The organism is Mesorhizobium sp. USDA 4132 (assembly GCF_056279545.1).
Genome location: NZ_JBWCCP010000002.1, coordinates 141,923 through 159,413 on the forward strand (window position 1 = coordinate 141,923; position 17,491 = coordinate 159,413).

At 60.6% G+C, this 17,491-nt stretch carries 15 protein-coding genes and 1 pseudogene; 8 read left to right on the forward strand and 8 right to left on the reverse strand.

Features of this window, described 5'->3' with window-relative positions; all coding sequences use genetic code 11:
* Window positions 1–111: 111 nt before the first annotated feature.
* From ACZ9IU_RS23525 to ACZ9IU_RS23535, 3 genes are all read left to right on the forward strand, one after another.
* Complete coding sequence (locus ACZ9IU_RS23525; RefSeq protein WP_051900239.1) at window positions 112–1,161, forward strand: ABC transporter substrate-binding protein; 1,050 nt, start codon at window positions 112–114, stop codon at window positions 1,159–1,161.
* 97 nt (window positions 1,162–1,258) lie between these two features.
* Window positions 1,259–3,007: an ABC transporter permease gene (locus tag ACZ9IU_RS23530; RefSeq protein WP_051900237.1), complete on the forward strand. Its 1,749-nt coding sequence runs from the start codon at window positions 1,259–1,261 to the stop codon at window positions 3,005–3,007.
* The gene (locus tag ACZ9IU_RS23535; protein WP_040123886.1) at window positions 3,007–4,077 is read left to right on the forward strand and encodes an ABC transporter ATP-binding protein; all 1,071 of its coding nucleotides are present in this window, start codon (window positions 3,007–3,009) and stop codon (window positions 4,075–4,077) included. The genes ACZ9IU_RS23530 and ACZ9IU_RS23535 overlap by 1 nt, the downstream gene beginning before the upstream one ends.
* A gap of 90 nt (window positions 4,078–4,167) precedes the next feature.
* Here the strand turns inward: ACZ9IU_RS23535 and ACZ9IU_RS23540 are convergent.
* A pseudogene (locus tag ACZ9IU_RS23540) lies at window positions 4,168–4,308 on the reverse strand (EAL domain-containing protein); the annotation flags it as partial.
* A 15-nt stretch (window positions 4,309–4,323) separates the two neighbouring features.
* On the opposite strand from ACZ9IU_RS23540, the gene ACZ9IU_RS23545 reads away from it, so the two are divergent.
* On the forward strand, window positions 4,324–5,556 hold the full coding sequence (locus ACZ9IU_RS23545; RefSeq protein ID WP_040123885.1) for a M24 family metallopeptidase: 1,233 nt from the start codon (window positions 4,324–4,326) through the stop codon (window positions 5,554–5,556).
* Between the two features lie 111 nt (window positions 5,557–5,667).
* Window positions 5,668–6,123 carry an RrF2 family transcriptional regulator gene (locus ACZ9IU_RS23550; protein ID WP_040123884.1) on the forward strand — a complete coding sequence of 152 codons (456 nt, stop codon included), beginning with the start codon at window positions 5,668–5,670 and terminating at the stop codon, window positions 6,121–6,123.
* A 61-nt stretch (window positions 6,124–6,184) separates the two neighbouring features.
* Here ACZ9IU_RS23550 and ACZ9IU_RS23555 read toward each other — a convergent pair whose 3' ends face one another.
* Window positions 6,185–7,402, reverse strand: coding sequence for an SfnB family sulfur acquisition oxidoreductase (locus ACZ9IU_RS23555; RefSeq protein ID WP_040123883.1), 1,218 nt, complete (start codon window positions 7,400–7,402; stop codon window positions 6,185–6,187).
* A gap of 270 nt (window positions 7,403–7,672) precedes the next feature.
* Here ACZ9IU_RS23555 and ACZ9IU_RS23560 point away from each other — a divergent pair, with 270 nt between their 5' ends.
* Together ACZ9IU_RS23560 and ACZ9IU_RS23565 are read left to right on the forward strand one after the other, a co-directional pair.
* Window positions 7,673–8,992: an LLM class flavin-dependent oxidoreductase gene (locus tag ACZ9IU_RS23560; protein WP_040123882.1), complete on the forward strand. Its 1,320-nt coding sequence runs from the start codon at window positions 7,673–7,675 to the stop codon at window positions 8,990–8,992.
* A 174-nt stretch (window positions 8,993–9,166) separates the two neighbouring features.
* Window positions 9,167–9,358, forward strand: coding sequence for a hypothetical protein (locus tag ACZ9IU_RS23565; RefSeq protein WP_040123881.1), 192 nt, complete (start codon window positions 9,167–9,169; stop codon window positions 9,356–9,358).
* Window positions 9,359–9,453: 95 nt separating this feature from the next.
* Here the strand turns inward: ACZ9IU_RS23565 and ACZ9IU_RS23570 are convergent, their stop codons facing one another.
* From ACZ9IU_RS23570 to ACZ9IU_RS23585, 4 genes are all read right to left on the reverse strand, one after another.
* Window positions 9,454–10,113, reverse strand: coding sequence for a peroxiredoxin (locus ACZ9IU_RS23570; protein ID WP_040123880.1), 660 nt, complete (start codon window positions 10,111–10,113; stop codon window positions 9,454–9,456).
* A 72-nt stretch (window positions 10,114–10,185) separates the two neighbouring features.
* Window positions 10,186–10,908, reverse strand: a complete 723-nt coding sequence (locus ACZ9IU_RS23575; RefSeq protein ID WP_040123879.1) for a glutathione binding-like protein — start codon at window positions 10,906–10,908, stop codon at window positions 10,186–10,188.
* 196 nt (window positions 10,909–11,104) lie between these two features.
* Window positions 11,105–11,275, reverse strand: coding sequence for a diguanylate cyclase domain-containing protein (locus ACZ9IU_RS23580; protein WP_498957845.1), 171 nt, complete (start codon window positions 11,273–11,275; stop codon window positions 11,105–11,107).
* Window positions 11,217–12,665: a diguanylate cyclase domain-containing protein gene (locus tag ACZ9IU_RS23585; protein WP_275452119.1), complete on the reverse strand. Its 1,449-nt coding sequence runs from the start codon at window positions 12,663–12,665 to the stop codon at window positions 11,217–11,219. The genes ACZ9IU_RS23580 and ACZ9IU_RS23585 overlap by 59 nt, the downstream gene beginning before the upstream one ends.
* Window positions 12,666–12,981: 316 nt before the next feature.
* Here ACZ9IU_RS23585 and ACZ9IU_RS23590 point away from each other — a divergent pair, with 316 nt between their 5' ends.
* Entirely contained in the window at window positions 12,982–14,856 is a 1,875-nt protein-coding gene (locus ACZ9IU_RS23590; RefSeq protein WP_040123878.1) for a methyl-accepting chemotaxis protein, read from the forward strand.
* A 203-nt stretch (window positions 14,857–15,059) separates the two neighbouring features.
* On the opposite strand, the gene repC is transcribed toward ACZ9IU_RS23590, so the two are convergent.
* Window positions 15,060–16,334 (reverse strand): plasmid replication protein RepC, encoded by a 1,275-nt coding sequence (repC, locus tag ACZ9IU_RS23595; protein WP_040123877.1) that lies wholly within the window; start codon window positions 16,332–16,334, stop codon window positions 15,060–15,062.
* A 153-nt stretch (window positions 16,335–16,487) separates the two neighbouring features.
* Window positions 16,488–17,489 carry a plasmid partitioning protein RepB gene (gene repB, locus ACZ9IU_RS23600; protein WP_040123876.1) on the reverse strand — a complete coding sequence of 334 codons (1,002 nt, stop codon included), beginning with the start codon at window positions 17,487–17,489 and terminating at the stop codon, window positions 16,488–16,490.
* Window positions 17,490–17,491: the final 2 nt, after the last annotated feature.

Sequence of the window (17,491 nt, forward strand, 5' to 3'; positions counted from 1 at the left end):
GAGGAACATCGCCACCGGGATCGATTGCGGCGGAAGGAAAACGTGAATTTCTAAGCTCGGGAGGGTCGAGCTTGTTGCCGGCAATGGGCCGGATCAAAGGGAGGAGAGATCATGAAGCATGCCATTACCTATGTGGCCGGCCTGGTTCCGGCATTCTTGCTGGCAGCCGGTCTTGCCGGCGCGGCTGAAATGACGGCCGGCGAAAAGCAGCTCTACGACGCCGCCAAAAAGGAAGGTTCGGTCACCTGGTACGTCTCGCAGACGACCACCGAGTTCGCCGACGGCATGTGCGGCCTGTTCAAGGCGAAATATGCCGGCGTCGGCTGCAATGTCGTGCGCGCCTCCGGCCAGGTCATCTTCCAGCGCCTCGTGCAGGAACTGCAGGCAAAAGCGGTGCAGGGCGACCTGATGTCGACCAATGACGACGGCCAGATGCTGCAGCTGAAGGAACAGGGCGCGCTTGCCCAGTTCGCCCCGGAAAACCTCAAGGACATGGTGCCGGAGCTTCGGGCGCTCGCCGACAAGGAGAACTACTGGATTACATCCGGCGTCTCGCCTCTCGTCATCGCCTACAACACCAAGCTGGTGACCGAGGCGGAAGCCCCGAAGAACTGGACCGACCTTGCCGATCCGAAGTGGAAGGGCCAGGTGGCCATTGGTCATCCGAGCTTTTCCGGCAGCGTCGGGCTCTGGACGATCCTGATGAACGACCTCTACGGCTGGGATTTTTTCACCAAGATCGAGAAGAACAAGCCACAGATCGGCCGTTCTGTGGCCGACGGCCATAACCTTGTCGCTTCGGGCGAACGCAAGGTCGCACTGGCGCCGCTGCCGCTGATCCTGTCGGACTCGATCCTCAAGAAGGTGCCGATTGGCGTCATCTACCCGACCGACGGCGCGCTGCTGCCGCCCTCGGCCACCGCGATCATGAAGGATGCGCCGCATCCGAATGCCGCGCGTTTGTTCGAGAACTTCCTGCTCGGACCGGAAATCGCCGAATATTTCGCCAAGGACTACCGTTACCCGCTTCGGGCCGGCGTGCCGCTTGCCGAAGGCATGCGTCCGCTCAACAGCTACAAGACGAAGTCGATCGCGACGGCTGACGGCATCAAGAAGCTGCCTGAGGTGCAGGAGAAGTTCCGCGACACGTTCGGGATCTGACCCGTAATCCGGAGGCCGGCAACATCTGGCCTCCGCCCATCACGCCTGGTGGCGTGACCTGTTTCCGACGCCTCCAGTGACAAAGCGAGCGCCGATCATGACGAGTGTTTCCCATCCCATAGCCACCACCTGGTCGGACGACCAGCCGGTGAAGGTGCGTGTGCCCTGGCACCAGCGGCTGCAGCCGGCCAATCTACTCTGGCTGTTCCTCGCCGGCATCCTGGTCGTGCTGATTGTCGCGCCGATGTGGACACTCGTCGTCTCCAGTTTCACCGATGCCAAGACCGGCGGCTGGACGCTTCACAACTATGTCGAGGCCTATGGCAAGGAACGTCACATCACGGCGCTCACCAATACGCTGAAAATGGGCGCCGTCGTCGTCGTGCTGAAACTGGCCTTCGGCGTGCCGCTCGCCTGGGCCTGCACCCGCACCGATATGCCGGGCCGCAATTTCGTACGCTACAGCGTGTTCGGCGCCTTCATCATGCCGCCCTATCTCGCCGGCGTCGGCTGGATCCTGCTGGCCGGCCCCAATACCGGCTGGATCAATCGCGTCTGGCACAGCCTCTCCGGTTCCACCGAACCGCTGGTCAACATCTTCTCCTTCGGCGGGCTGGTGCTGGTCACCGCGATCGGCGGCTTCTTCCTCGTCTTCGTGCTGGTGAGCTCGGCCTTCGAGATGATCAATTCGGAGATGGAGGATGCCGCCAACATCCTCGGCGCCGGGCCGTTCAAGACGGCGATGAAGGTGACGTTCCCGCTGGTCATGCCGGCGATCATCGGCGCAGCTCTTCTGTCCTTCCTCGGTGCGATTGCGCTCTACGGCGTGCCGGCGCTGATCTCGATCCCGGCGCGCTACCCGGTCGTGGTCATCCAGCTCACCGAGTTCTTCTCGTTCCCGCTGCGGATCCAGGTGGCGGCCGCCTATTCGATCCCGCTGCTGCTGATCACCGCCGTGATGCTCGGGCTGCAGAAGCTGATCCTGCGCCGCAAGGGTTATGTCTCGGTCAGCGGCAAGGGCGGCGAGCGCCGTATCGTCAAGCTCGGCAGATGGCGCTGGGTGCTGTTTGGCTATTGTTTCTGCGTCGTGGCGCTGTCGGTGCTGATGCCGATGTTCGTGCTGCTTCTCGCCGCCTTCTCGGACTCCTGGACGGCCGGCTTCTCGTTCAGCAACCTGACGCTTTCCAACTTCCACTATGTGCTCTTCGAGCATTCCAGTTCGCAAAAGGCACTGGTCGGCAGCATCGGGCTCGGCATCGTCGCGGCGACGGTGGCGATCACGCTGGCGCTGTTCATCGCCTATATCGTGCAACGCAAGCTGATCCCCTTCTCGGGCCTGCTCGCATTCCTCGCGGTCTCGCCTTATGTCGTGCCCGGCATCGTGCTCGCCATCGGCTTTTATGCGGCTTATGCCCTGCCGCCGATCGCGCTCTACGGCACCTATACGATCATGGCGCTCGCCTTCGTCACCCGCTTCCTGCCGATCGCCTTCACCACCAGTTCGGCCGGCGTGCGCAGCATTCATCCGGAAATGGAAGAGGCGGTGCGCATTCTCGGCGGCGGGCGGGTGACGGCGCTCAGGCATGTGGTCGGACCGCTCCTGAAGCGCACGCTGGCCGGGGGCTGGCTGCTGATCTTCGTGCCGGCGGCACAGGAACTCTCGACCGCCATCTTCCTGGTCGGTCCCACCACGCGCGTCGTTTCCGTCGTGCTGCTCGATCTCAGCGAGGAAGGCGAGCTCGAAAAGCTCGCGGCGCTGGGTTCACTCTTGTTGATCATCATTGTCGCAGTCGTCGCCATCGGGATGCGTTATCTCGGACGCGACTTCATGTTGAGGAGAAGCTAATGGACGGACTTATCCTCAGGAAACTCGGTCGCCGTTTCGGCGCCGTCGATGCGGTGCTCGAATTCGACCTGCATATCAAGCCCGGCGAATTCGTCTCGCTGCTCGGCCCGTCCGGCTGCGGCAAGACGACGACGCTGCGGATGATCGCCGGCTTCATCGACCCGACCTCCGGCTCGATCGAGCTCGACGGCAAGATATTGTCGGCGCCTTCGGGCTCCGTCCCGCCGGAAAAGCGCGGCATGTCGATGATCTTCCAGTCCTATGCGATCTGGCCGAACATGACGGTCTCGCAGAACGTCGCCTTCGGCCTCAACCTGCGCAAGCTGCCGAGCGATGAAGTCAAGAAACGCGTCGGCGCGGTGCTGGAAACCGTGCGGATGAGCCATCTCGCCGACCGCTATCCGGCCGAACTTTCCGGCGGCCAGCAGCAGCGCGTGGCGCTCGCCCGCGCCGTGGTTATCCGTCCTGCCGTGCTGCTGCTCGACGAGCCACTCTCGAACCTCGACGCCAACCTGCGCGAGGAAATGCGCTTCGAGATCAAGCGCATGCATGACGAGTTCAAGATCACCTCGGTCTATGTCACCCACGACCAGGGCGAGGCGATGGTGACTTCCGACCGTATCGCCGTGATGAACAACGGCCGCCTTGAACAGATCGACAGCCCTTATGCGCTCTACAGCCGGCCGAAGACCCGGTTCGTGGCGAGCTTCATCGGCCGCACGAATTTCCTTTCGGGCAATTGCGGTAACCACATGATCGACTTTGCGGGCTTCAGTGTGCCGCTGGCGATGATCGGCGAAGAGGTTTCTGGCGGCGGCCCGATCACCGTCTCCATCCGGCCGCAGGCGATGAAGCTGTCCGCGACCGAGGCTCCCCGGGAAAAGGCCATCAACCTGCAGGGCTCGGTGCGGCAATCCTCGTTCCTTGGCGAGACCTGGGACTACGTCTTCCAGTCGACGGACAGCGGGTTGCAGTTCCGTGTCGCCGCGCCGCCGGCGGACGTCTTCGAGGTCGGCGCGCCGGCCTGGCTGCAGATTGATCCCGCGCAGATCGTGCCAATCGCGGATTGAGGCTCGCCTCGCCCGCTATTTCACATTGAAACCCATCCGCCGCACCACATCGAGCAGCACGTGCCGGCCTTTCAAGGCCGGTGCGTCGGCAATGTCGCCCGTCCGTTCTGTGAGCGAACGGATTGAGGACTGGTCGACCTTGACGATATCGACTGGGAAACGGCTCATATAGCTCAGCGACGAATAACCGGTGCCGAGCTCGTCGAGCGCGATGCGGCAGCCGAAGCGGTGGTTCTGGAGAATGCGATGAGTGATATCGACCGCCGCCATGCAGAGCGCCTGATGGCGCAAGCCGGCCTCGACGCGCTGGTGATCTTCCAGCCTGAAGCCTTTCGGTACGCGATCGGCGCGCCGGCCGGTGTCGCGACCATGTGGGGCAGGGCGGGTGCCGCAATCGCGCTTGTGCCGGCCGATGCCTCGATTGGTCTCGCCGCAATCGCCAGCGACCACGCCGCCGGCTCAATCCGCAAGGCCGCGGCAGACGTGGACCTGCGCACCCATCGCATCTGGATCGACATGCTCGATCTAACGGGAGCCGAGAGCGTCGAGCAGGTCAACGAGGCCTATCGCCGGCTCGGGTCTTTCGGACCTCGGCCGGAAACGTTCGATCGGTCCGCCTGTTTCGACCTGCTCGGCGATCTGCTGAACGAGCGTGGCCTTGATCGCGCTCGGATCGGCGCCGACCTGGAATTCATGCCGACCGCCGATTTCGAGGCCCTGAAACTGGCTTTGCCGACGGTAACCTGGACCGACGGCTCGCACGTGCTGCGCCGTCTGCGGGCCATCAAGACGCCGCGCGAGATCGAACGGCTGCGTCGTGCCGCCAAGGCTGCGGAAGCCGGGCTCGCCCGCATGGCGGCGGCAGTGAAACCCGGCGCACGGCTCACCGAACTCTCTTGCGCCTGGAAGGCGGGCGCCCAGGAGGCCGCGGCGGAAGGCGGCTTCGGGCTGAGCGGCCACTGGGACTTCATCTCGATCGGCGCCGATCTTTCGGACATGGCGGCGGTCGTGACGCCGGGCGCGCTGATCAAGGCCGATGTCGGGACGCTGGTCGACGGCTATTCCTCGGACGGCGCACGCACCTTCACCCATGGCCTTGCATCGCCACTGCCGCGCGAAATCTTCAAAGCGCTGGAAAATGCTTTTGCAGCCGGGCTCGATGAACTTCGTCCCGGCAATATGTTCGGCGCGGTGCATGCGGCCATGCTCGCCTCTATGCGCAAGGACGGCTTCGCAGACTATGATCGTGGCCATTTCGGCCATTCGGTCGGCGGCAGCGTCGGCATCGAGGAATGGCCGTTCTTCTCCGCCGGCAATCCGGAAGTCATCCAGCCGGACATGGTGGTGGCGCTGGAGACGCCGTTCTACGGGCAGGGCATCGGCGCGCTGATGATCGAGGATCAGTTCCTGATCACCGAAACGGGAGCCGAATGCATGAACACGCTGCCGCGGACATTGCGCGATCTTTCGGCAGAATAGAGCAGACGAGTAAACCGACGTTGAACCTTTGGCGCCGGTCCTGTATCGGTGTCACATCCGCGGCGGGGACGCCGGGGAAAGGACACGGGCGAGGCGGAATTTCGATCTTCGATGCTGACGAAAAAGGGAAAATACGGACTGAAGGCGCTTGTCCACCTTGCGCAGCTTGAACCCGGCAAGACCGCCTTCGTCAGCGATATCGCCCAGCAGAACAATATTTCCAAGAAATTCCTCGATGCGATCCTGCTCGAACTGCGCAAGGGCGGCATGCTGCGTTCGAAAAAAGGGCCCGGCGGTGGGTACGCGCTGTCCAAGCCCGCTTCGCAGATCTATGTCGGCCAGGCGGTCCGCATCCTGGACGGTCCGCTGGCGCCGATCCGCTGTGCCAGCAAGACGGCGTTCGAGCCCTGCGACGATTGCGACCATCCGGAAGACTGTCAGATCCGTCATTCGATGACGGAAGTGCGCGACGCAATCGCTGCGGTCCTCGATAACATGACGCTGGAACAGATGGTCGCCAAACGCTCAAGCGGCGTTCTCGACGACGCGCAGGCCGGCGGCAAATAGAATTCAACCGGGTCGCCTGACGCCGCCGCAAACCGCTGCGCCTTTTGTGCGCGGTATTCCTTCAGAACTGTCCGTTCGGCCGCGGGACGTTGCCGTTCAAGTGAAAATCGCCGATCGCGTGATGTTTCCAGCGTACCGGATCGTGCACCGTATGGGTGCGGGCGTTGCGCCAATGGCGGTCGAGGTTCAGGTCCTCCTTGGTCGCAGAAGTTCCGGCAAGTTCGAACAGACCGTTGGTCGCGTCGAGTGCTGCCTCCGTCGTCAGGATCTTTGCGGCAGCGACGGAGAGCGAGGCCTCGATCGCAGTCTCCGAGGACGGGTTGATCTGGGCGACATCGACCTTGCGGCCGGCTCGTTCCAGAACCGCGCTCGCGGCTTCCAGTTTGACAGCGATCGAGCCGGTCCGCGCAATGGTCAGCGGATCGGTACTTGCCGTCTCGATGCCGACATTGCGGATGCCTCGGGATTTGCTGCGCACGAAGCCGACCATGTCGGCAAAGGCGGCGCGTGCAATCCCCAGGTCGACGGCGGCATGCAGCAGCTGGCCAAGCGAGCCGAGTGGCGCATGCCGTTCGAAACTCCGATAGTAGCTGATGACTGAATCCGGAGAAACGTAGACGTTGTCGATCAGCACGGTGCCGCTGGCCGTGGTGCGCTGGCCGAACCCGTCCCAATCGTCGACGATCGTCAGCCCTTCCGCATCGCGCGGCACGATCGCCATGACCGCTTTGCCTTCGGGATCGAGACCGAAGATGGCCACCCAATCGGCAAACAGCGCGCCCGTCGAATAATATTTGCGGCCGGTAATACGATAGCCGACGCCTTCCGGCACAAGCCGGGTTTCGATATCGCCCGCAGCCTTCGTTCCGGACTCGGCAAGGGCATTGCCGAAATGCTCGCCGGCGAGCGCCCGCCCGAAGAAATATTTCTTCTGCTCCTCGTTGCCGGAAAGACGTAAAGCTTCGAGAATGGAGAAATGGTTCTGCGGGATCTGCCCGACGGACGCATCGGCCTCCGACAGAATGGCGATCACCTCCGCCAGGAAGGCATTCGAAATGTCGGCGCCGCCATATTCGGCGGGCACGGTTATCCCCAGCAGGCCTGACTGGGCGACCAGTTCCATCTCGTCATGCGGAAGCAGTCGCTGCCGGTCGCGGTGGCTCGACCCTTCGGCAATCCGCGCCGAAAGCCCCTTTGCCACCTCGATCGCCTGGTCCTCTGTCGCGAGGTACGGAGCCACTGCTCTGATCTTTCCTGCCAAATGGAAAACCCTGCTCATGTGCGCCTCCCGGATCAAGTCCGTCATTGAGCCACGCCACGGAGGGCGGGAGAAGGAATAAAGCTTTAATTGCACGCGTCGGACGAACTGAATTTTCTCTTTTTGGTGGCCGAAGAGAGAGTTTTGCGGATTGTCACGCCAAGTTGAGCGGAAGGAGAGAGAATTTCTCCGGGACGATGCAATCGGCGCAACAACGTTGCTTAGCATGTGAAACGGGAATGCCTACTTTAAGCCGATCAGCCGTTTCTCACCCCACAAGAGCGTCGTCCCATGGCAAGATCACTCCACCTTACCGCCTTCATGCGTCCCGTCAGCCTGCATACCGGCGCCTGGCGATATCCCGGCGCCTATGCGGATGCCAATTTCAATTTCGGGCATATCAAGTCCTTTATCCAGAAGCTGGAGGCTGCCAAGTTCGACGCCTTCTTCATGGCCGATCATCTGGCGGTGCTGAACATGCCGGCCGAAGCGCTGAAGCGCAGCCATACCGTGACGTCGTTCGAGCCGTTCACGCTGCTCTCGGCGCTGGCTGCCGTCACCGAGAAGATCGGCCTTGCGGCGACCGCCTCGACCACGTTCGACGAACCCTATCACGTCGCCCGCCGGTTCGCCTCGCTCGACCATATCAGCAACGGCCGCGCCGCCTGGAACATCGTCACCACGTCCAACCCGGATTCCGCCCGTAATTTCGGTCTCGACGAACATGTGGAGCACGGCGAGCGCTACAAGCGGGCGCGCGAGTTCTACGACGTCGTCACCGGATTGTGGGACAGCTTTGCGGACGATGCCTTCATCCGCGATCAGCAAAGCGGCATTTTCTTCGATCCGGAGAAGATGCATGTGCTGGACCACAAGGGCGAGGAACTCAGCGTGCGCGGGCCGCTCAATATCGCCCGGCCGGTGCAAGGCTGGCCGGTGATCGTGCAGGCCGGGCAATCGGAACCGGGACGCCAGCTTGCGGCGGAGACCGCCGAACTGGTCTTCTGTTCGCCACGCGATCTCTCCGCTGCCAAGGCGCTTTATGGGGATATCAAGGGCCGCATGGTCGCCGCCTCGCGCAACCCTGACCATCTGAAGATCCTGCCGGCCGCCTTCATCGTCGTCGGCGATACGATCGAGGAAGCGAAGGCGAAGCGGTCGAAACTCGACAGCCTGGTGCATTACGATAGCGCCATCGCCTCGCTGTCGATCGCGCTTGGCCACGACGCCTCCGGTTTCGATCCGGACGGTCCACTGCCGGAAATTCCGGAGACCAACGCCAGCAAGTCCGGCCGCGCCCAGGTCCTCAAACTCGCCGAACAGGAAAAGCTGACGGTGCGCCAGCTCGCCCAGCGTTACGGCGGCTATTCGGGCCTCGCCTTTGTCGGCACGCCGCAAACCATTGCCGACGAGATGCAGACCTGGCTTTCGGAAGAGGCAAGCGACGGCTTTACGGTCGTTTTCCCCTACCTGCCGCAGGGCCTGGACGACGTGACGCAGCGGCTTATTCCGGAACTTCAGCGCCGCGGCATCTTCCGCACCGACTACGAGGGATCGACGCTTCGCGACCATCTCGGCCTGCCGCGACCGGCCAACCGTTTCTTCGCCTGAAGGGGACGCAAGGGCTCTTGCAAAGATCGGCATTTCGCCAACTGCCACATTTCGGACATAATAGTTTCCATCCCGTTGACGAATTAGTATAGGGTTTTGATAGACTACATTGACCCGAGCAGGGTTTGGCCCGAAAGTGAGTGGGCATGATGTTCAACCGACCGGAGGCTGACGATGATCGCTAGTGGCTTATCCCTGTTTGGGTTTGATCTGTTCGGACTAAGCCGGCGGGCGCCGGGCAGGGCAGACACAGAAAGCACCGAGCGCACGCCGCTTGAAAAGGTGCGCGAGGATGGTGACAAAAACCGCGATCCCGATCGCGAACATTCGGAAAGCTTTTTCTGGGGCATGTATCCCGTCTATTGAGACGGTTCGTCCCGCGCGAGGCGGTTTCCTGGAACGCGTCGAAAGGCCGGCGAAGCGATCCGCTCCGCCGGCCTTTTTGTCTGGATGAAACGATATCAGGCCGTGGGCTGCTTGGTCTTGCGCAGATAGGGCAGGACCGTATCGAACGAACCGAAGCGAGTGATCGCATCCTCGTTGGAAACGGCGGCGGTGATGATCACGTCCTCACCCTGCTGCCAATTGGCCGGCGTCGCCACCTGGTGTTTGGCGGTGAGCTGGATCGAGTCGATCGCCCGCAGGATTTCGTTGAAGTTACGGCCTGTGGTCATCGGATAGGTGAGGATCAGCTTGATCTTCTTGTCCGGGCCGATGACGTAAACCGAGCGCACCGTCGCATTGTCGGAGGGCGTGCGGCCTTCCGAGCTTTCGCCCGCACCGGCCGGCAGCATGTCATAGAGCTTGGCGATCTTGAGATCGCGGTCGCCGATCAGCGGATATTCGACGTCGAAACCAGTCGCCGTCTTGATATCATTCTTCCACTTGCCGTGGCTTTCGACCGGATCGACGGAGATGCCGATGATCTTGACGCCGCGCTTTTTAAATTCTCCCTCAAGGCCGGCCATGGCGCCGAGTTCGGTCGTGCAGACCGGCGTAAAGTTCTTCGGATGGGAAAACAGCACGGCCCAGCCGCTGCCGATCCAGTCATGGAAATGGATCGTGCCCTGGGTGGTTTCGGCGGTGAAATCCGGTGCGATGTCGTTGATACGAAGGCTCATGTCTTGGCTCCCTTGAATTGTTTCTATCGATTGCGCATTTTTTGGATGGCCGGGACTCTAGCAGCCGGCCGACTAATCGGCGACCGGTATTGCCCGTTGATTATAGAGGATCTTGCGGATTCGCTCCTGCTCCTCCGGCGGCAGTTTGGTATTGTCGACGGCGAGGTTCGCGCCGACAGCAAGCCCCCGCTGGACGCCGGGCCGTGCGCTCAGGTCGTCGAACCAGCGCTTGAAATGCTTGAACTCGTTGATGTCCTGGCCCTGTACCTGCCAGCCGACCGTCCACGGATAGCTGATGATGTCGGCGATCGTAAACTGGTCGCCGGCAAGATAGGGGCGGTCGCGCAGCCGCATATTCAGCACGCCATAGAGACGGTTGGCCTCATCAGTGAAGCGGCGCACCGCGTAGGACTGGTCGCCCTCGCGATCACCCAAACGGCGGAAATGCCCGGCTTCGCCGAGCTTCGGTCCCTGGTTGGCCATCTGCCAGATGACCCATTGGGCCACTTCGTATTTAGCACGCAAATCCTGCGGCCAGAGCTTGCCGGTCTTTTCGGCGAGGTAGAACAGGATCGCACCGGATTCGAACACGCTGATCGGCGCTCCGCCGTCGGCCGGCTGGTGATCGACGATTGCTGGCATGCGATGATTGGGATTGATCTTCAGGAACTCCGGCTTGAACTGATCGCCGCGAGAAATCTGTACCGGGATCAGCTTATAGGGCGTGCCGGTTTCCTCCAGAAAAATCGAGACCTTCTTGCCGTTGGGCGTCGGCCAATAATAAAGATCGATCATTCGAGCTCCCCAGCATTTCCAATCGCGATGACAGGATACTATCCGCTTCCAAAGCCGAGGCCGACCCCGTTTGTTCCAAAATGCCGGTGCGAGAGAGTGTAGCTTTCCAAAGCAGGTGGAATTTTTGGCGAGTTCCATCATCCGCGAGATCGAAGGCGTCGACAACGGTCGCCGGGGCGAAAACATTCCCTCGGCGTTAACCCGCAGTCATCAGCGCCGGCATCAGCTCGTCTCCGGCGATCCGCCAGGTGTTGCGCCCGCTCGACTTTGCCCGATAAAGTGCACGGTCTGCGGTCTGAACAAGCGTTTCACGATCGCCGCCGGCGACACTTGCGGCGGCGATGCCGATGCTGACGCCGATACCGATTCGAAAAACCCTTGATCTGGAAAGGTGCGCTGAAGGCCGATATGCACCGTTCCGCAAGGTCGGTATCTGCCTGGCCCGTGGTCTTCACGAGGATGGCAAATTCGTCGCCGCCGAGGCGGGCCACCAGATGTCCGGCTGCGGCCGAAAGCAGCCGCTCACCGGCCATCTTCAAAACCTCGTCGCCGGCGGCATGGCCGAACGTGTCGTTAACCGGCTTGAATCCGTCCAGATCGAGGCAGTAGACGACGACAACGCCATCCTCCGCCTGCGGTTTGAGTGCCTCGTCGAGAGCCTTGTAGAATTGCATCCGGTTCGGAAGGCCGGTCAGAACATCATGATGCGCCAACCGGTTGGCCTCGGCCTCCGCCAGCACCCGGTCGCTGACGTCGGCGATCGTCAGCAGCAGCCGCCGGTCGCCACCCTCGTGGAGCAGCCTGACATAGATGAGGACATGGTGTTCCCGGCCCTTCGCCGTTCGCTGGCGCCAGACGGTGCGGGCTTCGCAGTCCCCGTCGAGATTACGAAGCCTGGCGGCGAACTCCTCACCCTGGCCTTCGGCATGCATGTCGCAAACGGCTTTGGCCAGAAGGACCGATCTCTCGTAGCCATAAAATTGAAGCGCCGCGTGATTGGCTTCAAGGATCGCAAGGCTGTCGCCGTCGCAGAGCAGCATCGGCATCGGGTTTGCCTCGAACAATTGCCGAAGCCATTCCTCGCGCTGCTTGAGACTGGTGATGTCTATGCGCATTCCAATGGCACCGCCATCCGGCGTGCGGCGATCGTCGTAGCGCAACCATCGCCCATCCTTCATTTGCCGCTCTTCCTGGGATGCGACCTGACGAAACTTGGCCATGCGTTCGCTAAGCCAGGCGTTCTGGTCCAGCACGACTTCCTGGATGCTGCCGCCTGCTAGGCTGATCTTCAAAATCTCCTCGAACGGAATCCCCGGCGTCAGGTATTCGGCGATATCCGCATAGAGTTCGGCGTATTTCTGATTCCAAAGGACGTATCGGTCCTTGGCGTCGAAGACGCAGACGGCCTGCGGCAACATCTCGATGACATATCGCAGACGAAGATTGGCTTCCCGAACGGCAAACCCGGCGGATTTTTCCGACCCGCCGACTTCTATCCAGACCACGGTGATCGGTTCACTCGAACCGGAACATGACGAAACCCTGATGTTGCAGCTTCGTGTTTCTCCCGTCCTGCTGCGCAAGAGAACCAGTGAACCATCGGGCTTGTCGAGTGGCCATCCGGCCAAGAGTTCGGCAACGTTCGTGCCATTCAGCGTGTCTGCACCGTCAAAGAGTGCGCAGGCCTCGGCATTCGCAAACATGACAAAACCCGCTGCGTTCACGACGAGCGCGGCGAGTGGACAGGATTCCAGCAAGACCATTACTTCCGCACCAAGCATAGCTTCCTCAAGCACTGCCTTTTCGACCGGAACAATTTCAGATGGGAGGTTAGCGGGAAGGATAAAATAAATCGCTAAAGTTCAAGTAGCGCATATAGGCGCTTATAAATGACAGGCATCATCCACTCCGAGGTGCTGTTGCGAGACCGTGAAAGCAATCTTCTACGTCGAGATACCCAGACCGAAATCCGGACGTATTTTAGTTAATATTAAATTATCAATCTAGTGCGACATTTTGTTCTGACCGCAATCAGGTCAAAACCCCAAGAGCCTCTGATCGGAGAGCCGCAGCATGAAACGCCCAAGCATCAAGCAAGCCCTCGTCCTAAAGCTGTCGATCATCAGTATCTTCATGATAGGTCTATCCTATGTCTCGCTCAGCACCATCTCGACGCTCAGCGCCAACGCTGAACAGATCGGGACTTTTTGGCTACAGCGGTTGATGACGGCTCGTGAGATCAAAGGTAGTTTTCTCGACCTCAAACTCGTTTACGGCCAGTACATCCTCGACGATACGGCAGAGGAACTGGGCGTCGGGAAGCGAAAAATCGATGCTGCCGTTGCCGCCGTCGACAAGGTGGTTGCCGAATATGAAAACGGTGTTCGCACGGAACGCGGGCGAGAATTGATCAATCAGATCAAACCGGAGCTCGGCAAATATCGCCGCTTGGCGGAGCAGATGATCGCGCTTGATGACGCCGGAAAAACACCTGAAGCGGTCAGGTTATTCAAGACGGATATGGAATCGCAGGCCGAGCTGGTGAACAAGGGAATAACAAACCTGGTCACCTTCATTCTCAGCCAGGCTGAAGGTTTCGTGGCGGCCAGCGATGCCTCCGCGAAGTCCGCTTTTGCATTGACCGCGGCAATCGCCGTGCTCGCGGTGCTGATCGTTCTGGCCGGCATCGTATTTGCAATCTCCGGCGTAGCCAATCCGATCCGGAGGATCACCTCCGCCATGAAACAACTGTCGGATGGCGACCTCGAAAGCGATATTCCCTATGCCGGCCGCGCCGACGAAGTTGGCGAAATGGCGGGCGCCGTTGAAATCTTCCGGCAGAATGCCCTCAATGTCGTGAGGCTCGAGAACGAAGCGGCAGCATCGCGCAGCGAGATGGAAGCGTCACGCGCTGCAGCCCAGCAGCGCGCCGACCGGGAGGCCGAACAGTTGCGCTTCGCGACCACGACATTGGGTGGAGGTCTCCGGCGCCTTGCAGCGGGTGACATTTCATTCCAGCTTTCGGAGCAATTTGCGGCCGAATACGAGACATTGCGCGAAGACTTCAACGCTTCCCTTCGGCAATTGGGGACGACGATAGGCGCGGTGCTGCAGACGGTACACAGCATAGACAATGGCACCGGCGAGATTGCATCCGGCGCCCACGACCTTTCCAAACGCACGGAACAACAGGCAGCCTCGCTCGAGGAGACGGCCGCCGCATTGGACGAGATCACGTCCAATGTCGCGATGTCGACGAAACGGACGGACGAGGCACGTAACGTGGCTCTGGAAGCCAATGTCAGTGCCCAGCGGTCAGCAGCGGTCGTATCGGAAGCCGAAAAAGCCATGCGACGCATCGAAGACAGTTCGCAGCAGATCTCGAACATCATTGGTGTAATCGACGAGATTGCCTTCCAGACGAACCTTTTGGCACTCAACGCCGGCGTTGAAGCCGCCCGTGCGGGTGAAGCGGGCAAAGGTTTCGCGGTCGTCGCACAGGAAGTCCGCGAGCTTGCCCAGCGCGCCGCTCAAGCGGCCAAGGAAATCAAAGGGCTTATCCAGAAGTCATCGACCGAGGTGGAGAACGGCGTGAAACTGGTTCTCGAAACCGGGATTTCGCTGAAGTCGATCGGCGAATACGTGGTCCAGATCAATCAGGTCATGGACGCGATTGCCACGTCGGCGCGGGAGCAGTCGACCGGGCTTGCTGAGATCAATACCGCGGTTAATCACATGGACCAGGCGACGCAACAGAACGCGGCAATGGTCGAACAGTCGACAGCCGCTGTCGCTTCCTTGTCGTCCGAGGCGAGCCGTCTGCGAAACCTGGTCAATCAGTTTCAGCTGGAGAGCAACAAGGGTACGGTCACCCAATCGCACGCTCGTTCCTTGCAGAACAACTGGCCAGTCGAGGTCACCGCTCCGCGCCGTGTCGCGCAAAGATGATACGACGCGTGTCGGATCGAACGCGCGCGAATGCGCAGTCGGCGGCTGACGATTTCCTGCATGGATTTACCGGTCATTGCCCGCTCATCCTTAACCCGCGCGAGCGGTTTCGGCTCAATATCCCAGTGTAACCGCACATGATGTCGGCCAAAAGTTGCGACGAGTTTTGGAGGACGTCGTGTTCTCAGATGCCGGTAAGACGCTCATCCAGCCAGCCGCCCACCGGAGACGCCTGCGCGTGCAAGCGCCATCAGCATTGGACCAACCGCAAACTCGCCTCTTTCGGTTCGTCGGGTCAGATCGCGCAAATAGCCACCCGCCGAATTGATCTGCTCTCCCCTCTCGAGAATGCAGGCAAGAACAGTCGCTGCATTTTCCCGTCCCATCGCCGTGCACGCCTCTTCGTAGGCCGAAGACGTGATCCCCAGCATCGTTCGAACAACGACAGCGGCAGCTATCAGGTCGCGCCAGTTGTCGATCCTGCCGCCTGGTCCATAGTCCGCGATCTGCGGGCAGGACTGCAGCACGAGCCCAAGCGGGAAGGATTGCAGGGATTTGGCTGCTGCGACCTCCGTATGGGTCGACGTTTGCCTGTTTTGCTTGCCCCCGGCTAGTTCACTCAGCGGTTCGGGATCATCCGACGACGGCACGGCACGTTTCGTCTCGAAGCGAGGTTCAGATTCATAATTGTATTTAAGATTGGAATTCTGTTTGTGGCGCTCAATTTGAGACTCACTGGCGTCGATTTTTTCCGTTTTTAACCGCATTTCCAGAAGGTTGACGATCTTCGAGCGCAGGGTCGCCATGTCATCCAGAATGGGGGAAAGGTTTTTGACTGTGGCGACACGTGGAATCCGCGCGACCAGCGTTCGGAAGATATCCAGGATCGCCCCCCAGTCACCCGGGACGCCGTCTTGGGTGGCCGCTGTGATCAGCTTTGCGACATCGCGACGGCAGACAGTCAACCGGTCCCGGGTAATCCGCAACAGCTCCCGTTCGGCAATCACCTGGGCGGCAAGGCTCTCGATCTCGACAGCACGCGCCAGAAGCGGAGCGAGGCTGAAGCCGAACGCCTCATTGATCTCTCCGGCCCTGCTGCGACGCGCATAACGTTTCCCGTTGGGGCTATCCTTTCGCAGGATCAGGCCGGCCTCGATGAGAACGGCAAGGTGTCGCCTGAGGGTCGCAGCGGTCATGCCGCGGGCTCGGAGGGAAAGCTGCGCGTTTGAGGGAAAGACCACCAGGCCTCTCGCCTCGCAGAGCTCGTCGTCCGGGTAAAAGGTCAGGAGCGCGTCGAGCACCGTCAACGCGCGATCGGTCACGCCCAGTGATGGTCTCGCTTCGCAGACCGCCCTGAACAGTTTCCATTTGTTACGGCTAATTCCGGGTTCAATCCTCTCAGCGAGCTGCTGACTTGCCAGCATGCCAAGCGACATCGCCCGCCGCCCAAAGGGCGTCGTTACATACCTGTTCTCCATCTGCCTTCACTTTCGCTAAGGCAAAAGAAATCCACTCGCCCAAACGGCGCCTAAACTCTTGACAGTGATTCGAGGAAATGCGATTCTTGATTTGCTAAGATCTGAGAAGGGCTTCCACGACTTTGTCGCTTGGGGGCCTTTTTCTTTTGCGGTTTACGCTCCTTTGTTTTGTTGGAATTCTGCAAAGAGGGTTACGAGCCTCTCCTGCACGAATTGGTCGAACCCAGGCGCCGCCTTGTTGTCGAAGACAAAGGTCGCGCTCGATGCGGTCTTCTTGAACTGGACCGGTACTCCGGAAATTTGCGCCTTGGCAGCAGGGGCTGTTGTCAGTGCCGGCCTTTTCGAGGCAAAGGCTAGAGCCCGATGGAAGCGCTCGTCGCTTGACAGCTGTCCCGAGTTGTCCGCGGACAACTGCGCCAGAACGACATCAGGCTCCACAGTCTCAAGGCGCTCGCCCAACTCCAGCCAGCGCCTGCGGCCGATCTCCGGCGCAGCACCGATGGCTGTAACCAGGGCGATCGGCACCTGCCGCGTCACGATCAACATCTTGGAGAGTGCCGCCTTATCCACTCCGAGCGCCGCCATGATAATATCGCGGGTAAAACCTCGTTGTTCGAGCCGCAAGGCAAAAAGAGCCCGCTCAATATAGGATAAATTCGTCCGGGCACTGTTTTCCTGCCCTTGGCTGACCACCAGCTGGTCATCCGTGAGATCGCGGACCACCGCCCGCACACTGAGGCCGAGTTTCTTCGCCGCCGCCAGCCTGCGATGGCCGTAGGCGACCTGATAACGGCCTTTTGCCTGCGGATGAGGCCGCACAAGGATGGGTACCTGCTGACCATGCTCGCGGATCTGCTCCACCAGCTCATTCAGCTGAACGGGGTCTATCTCCAGTCGATCCTCGACGAAGGAAGCGTCAATCAGGACGGGATCGATCTCGACGACGATCTGACCCTTGGCCAGCTGCCGCTCAAGATCGTTCGCCCGTTCGACCTTTTCGGTGATATTGCCAAGCGTCCTGGTAATCCCGCCTACAGGCGCGGAATTGCGGGCTTGTGGCACAAAACCGGCAATAGGCCGGTTGTCCCTCGGAGCGACCGGTTCGGGGCGCGTTGCGCTGGAAGAGGAAATTTCGATGAGGTTCTTTCTGGCCATCT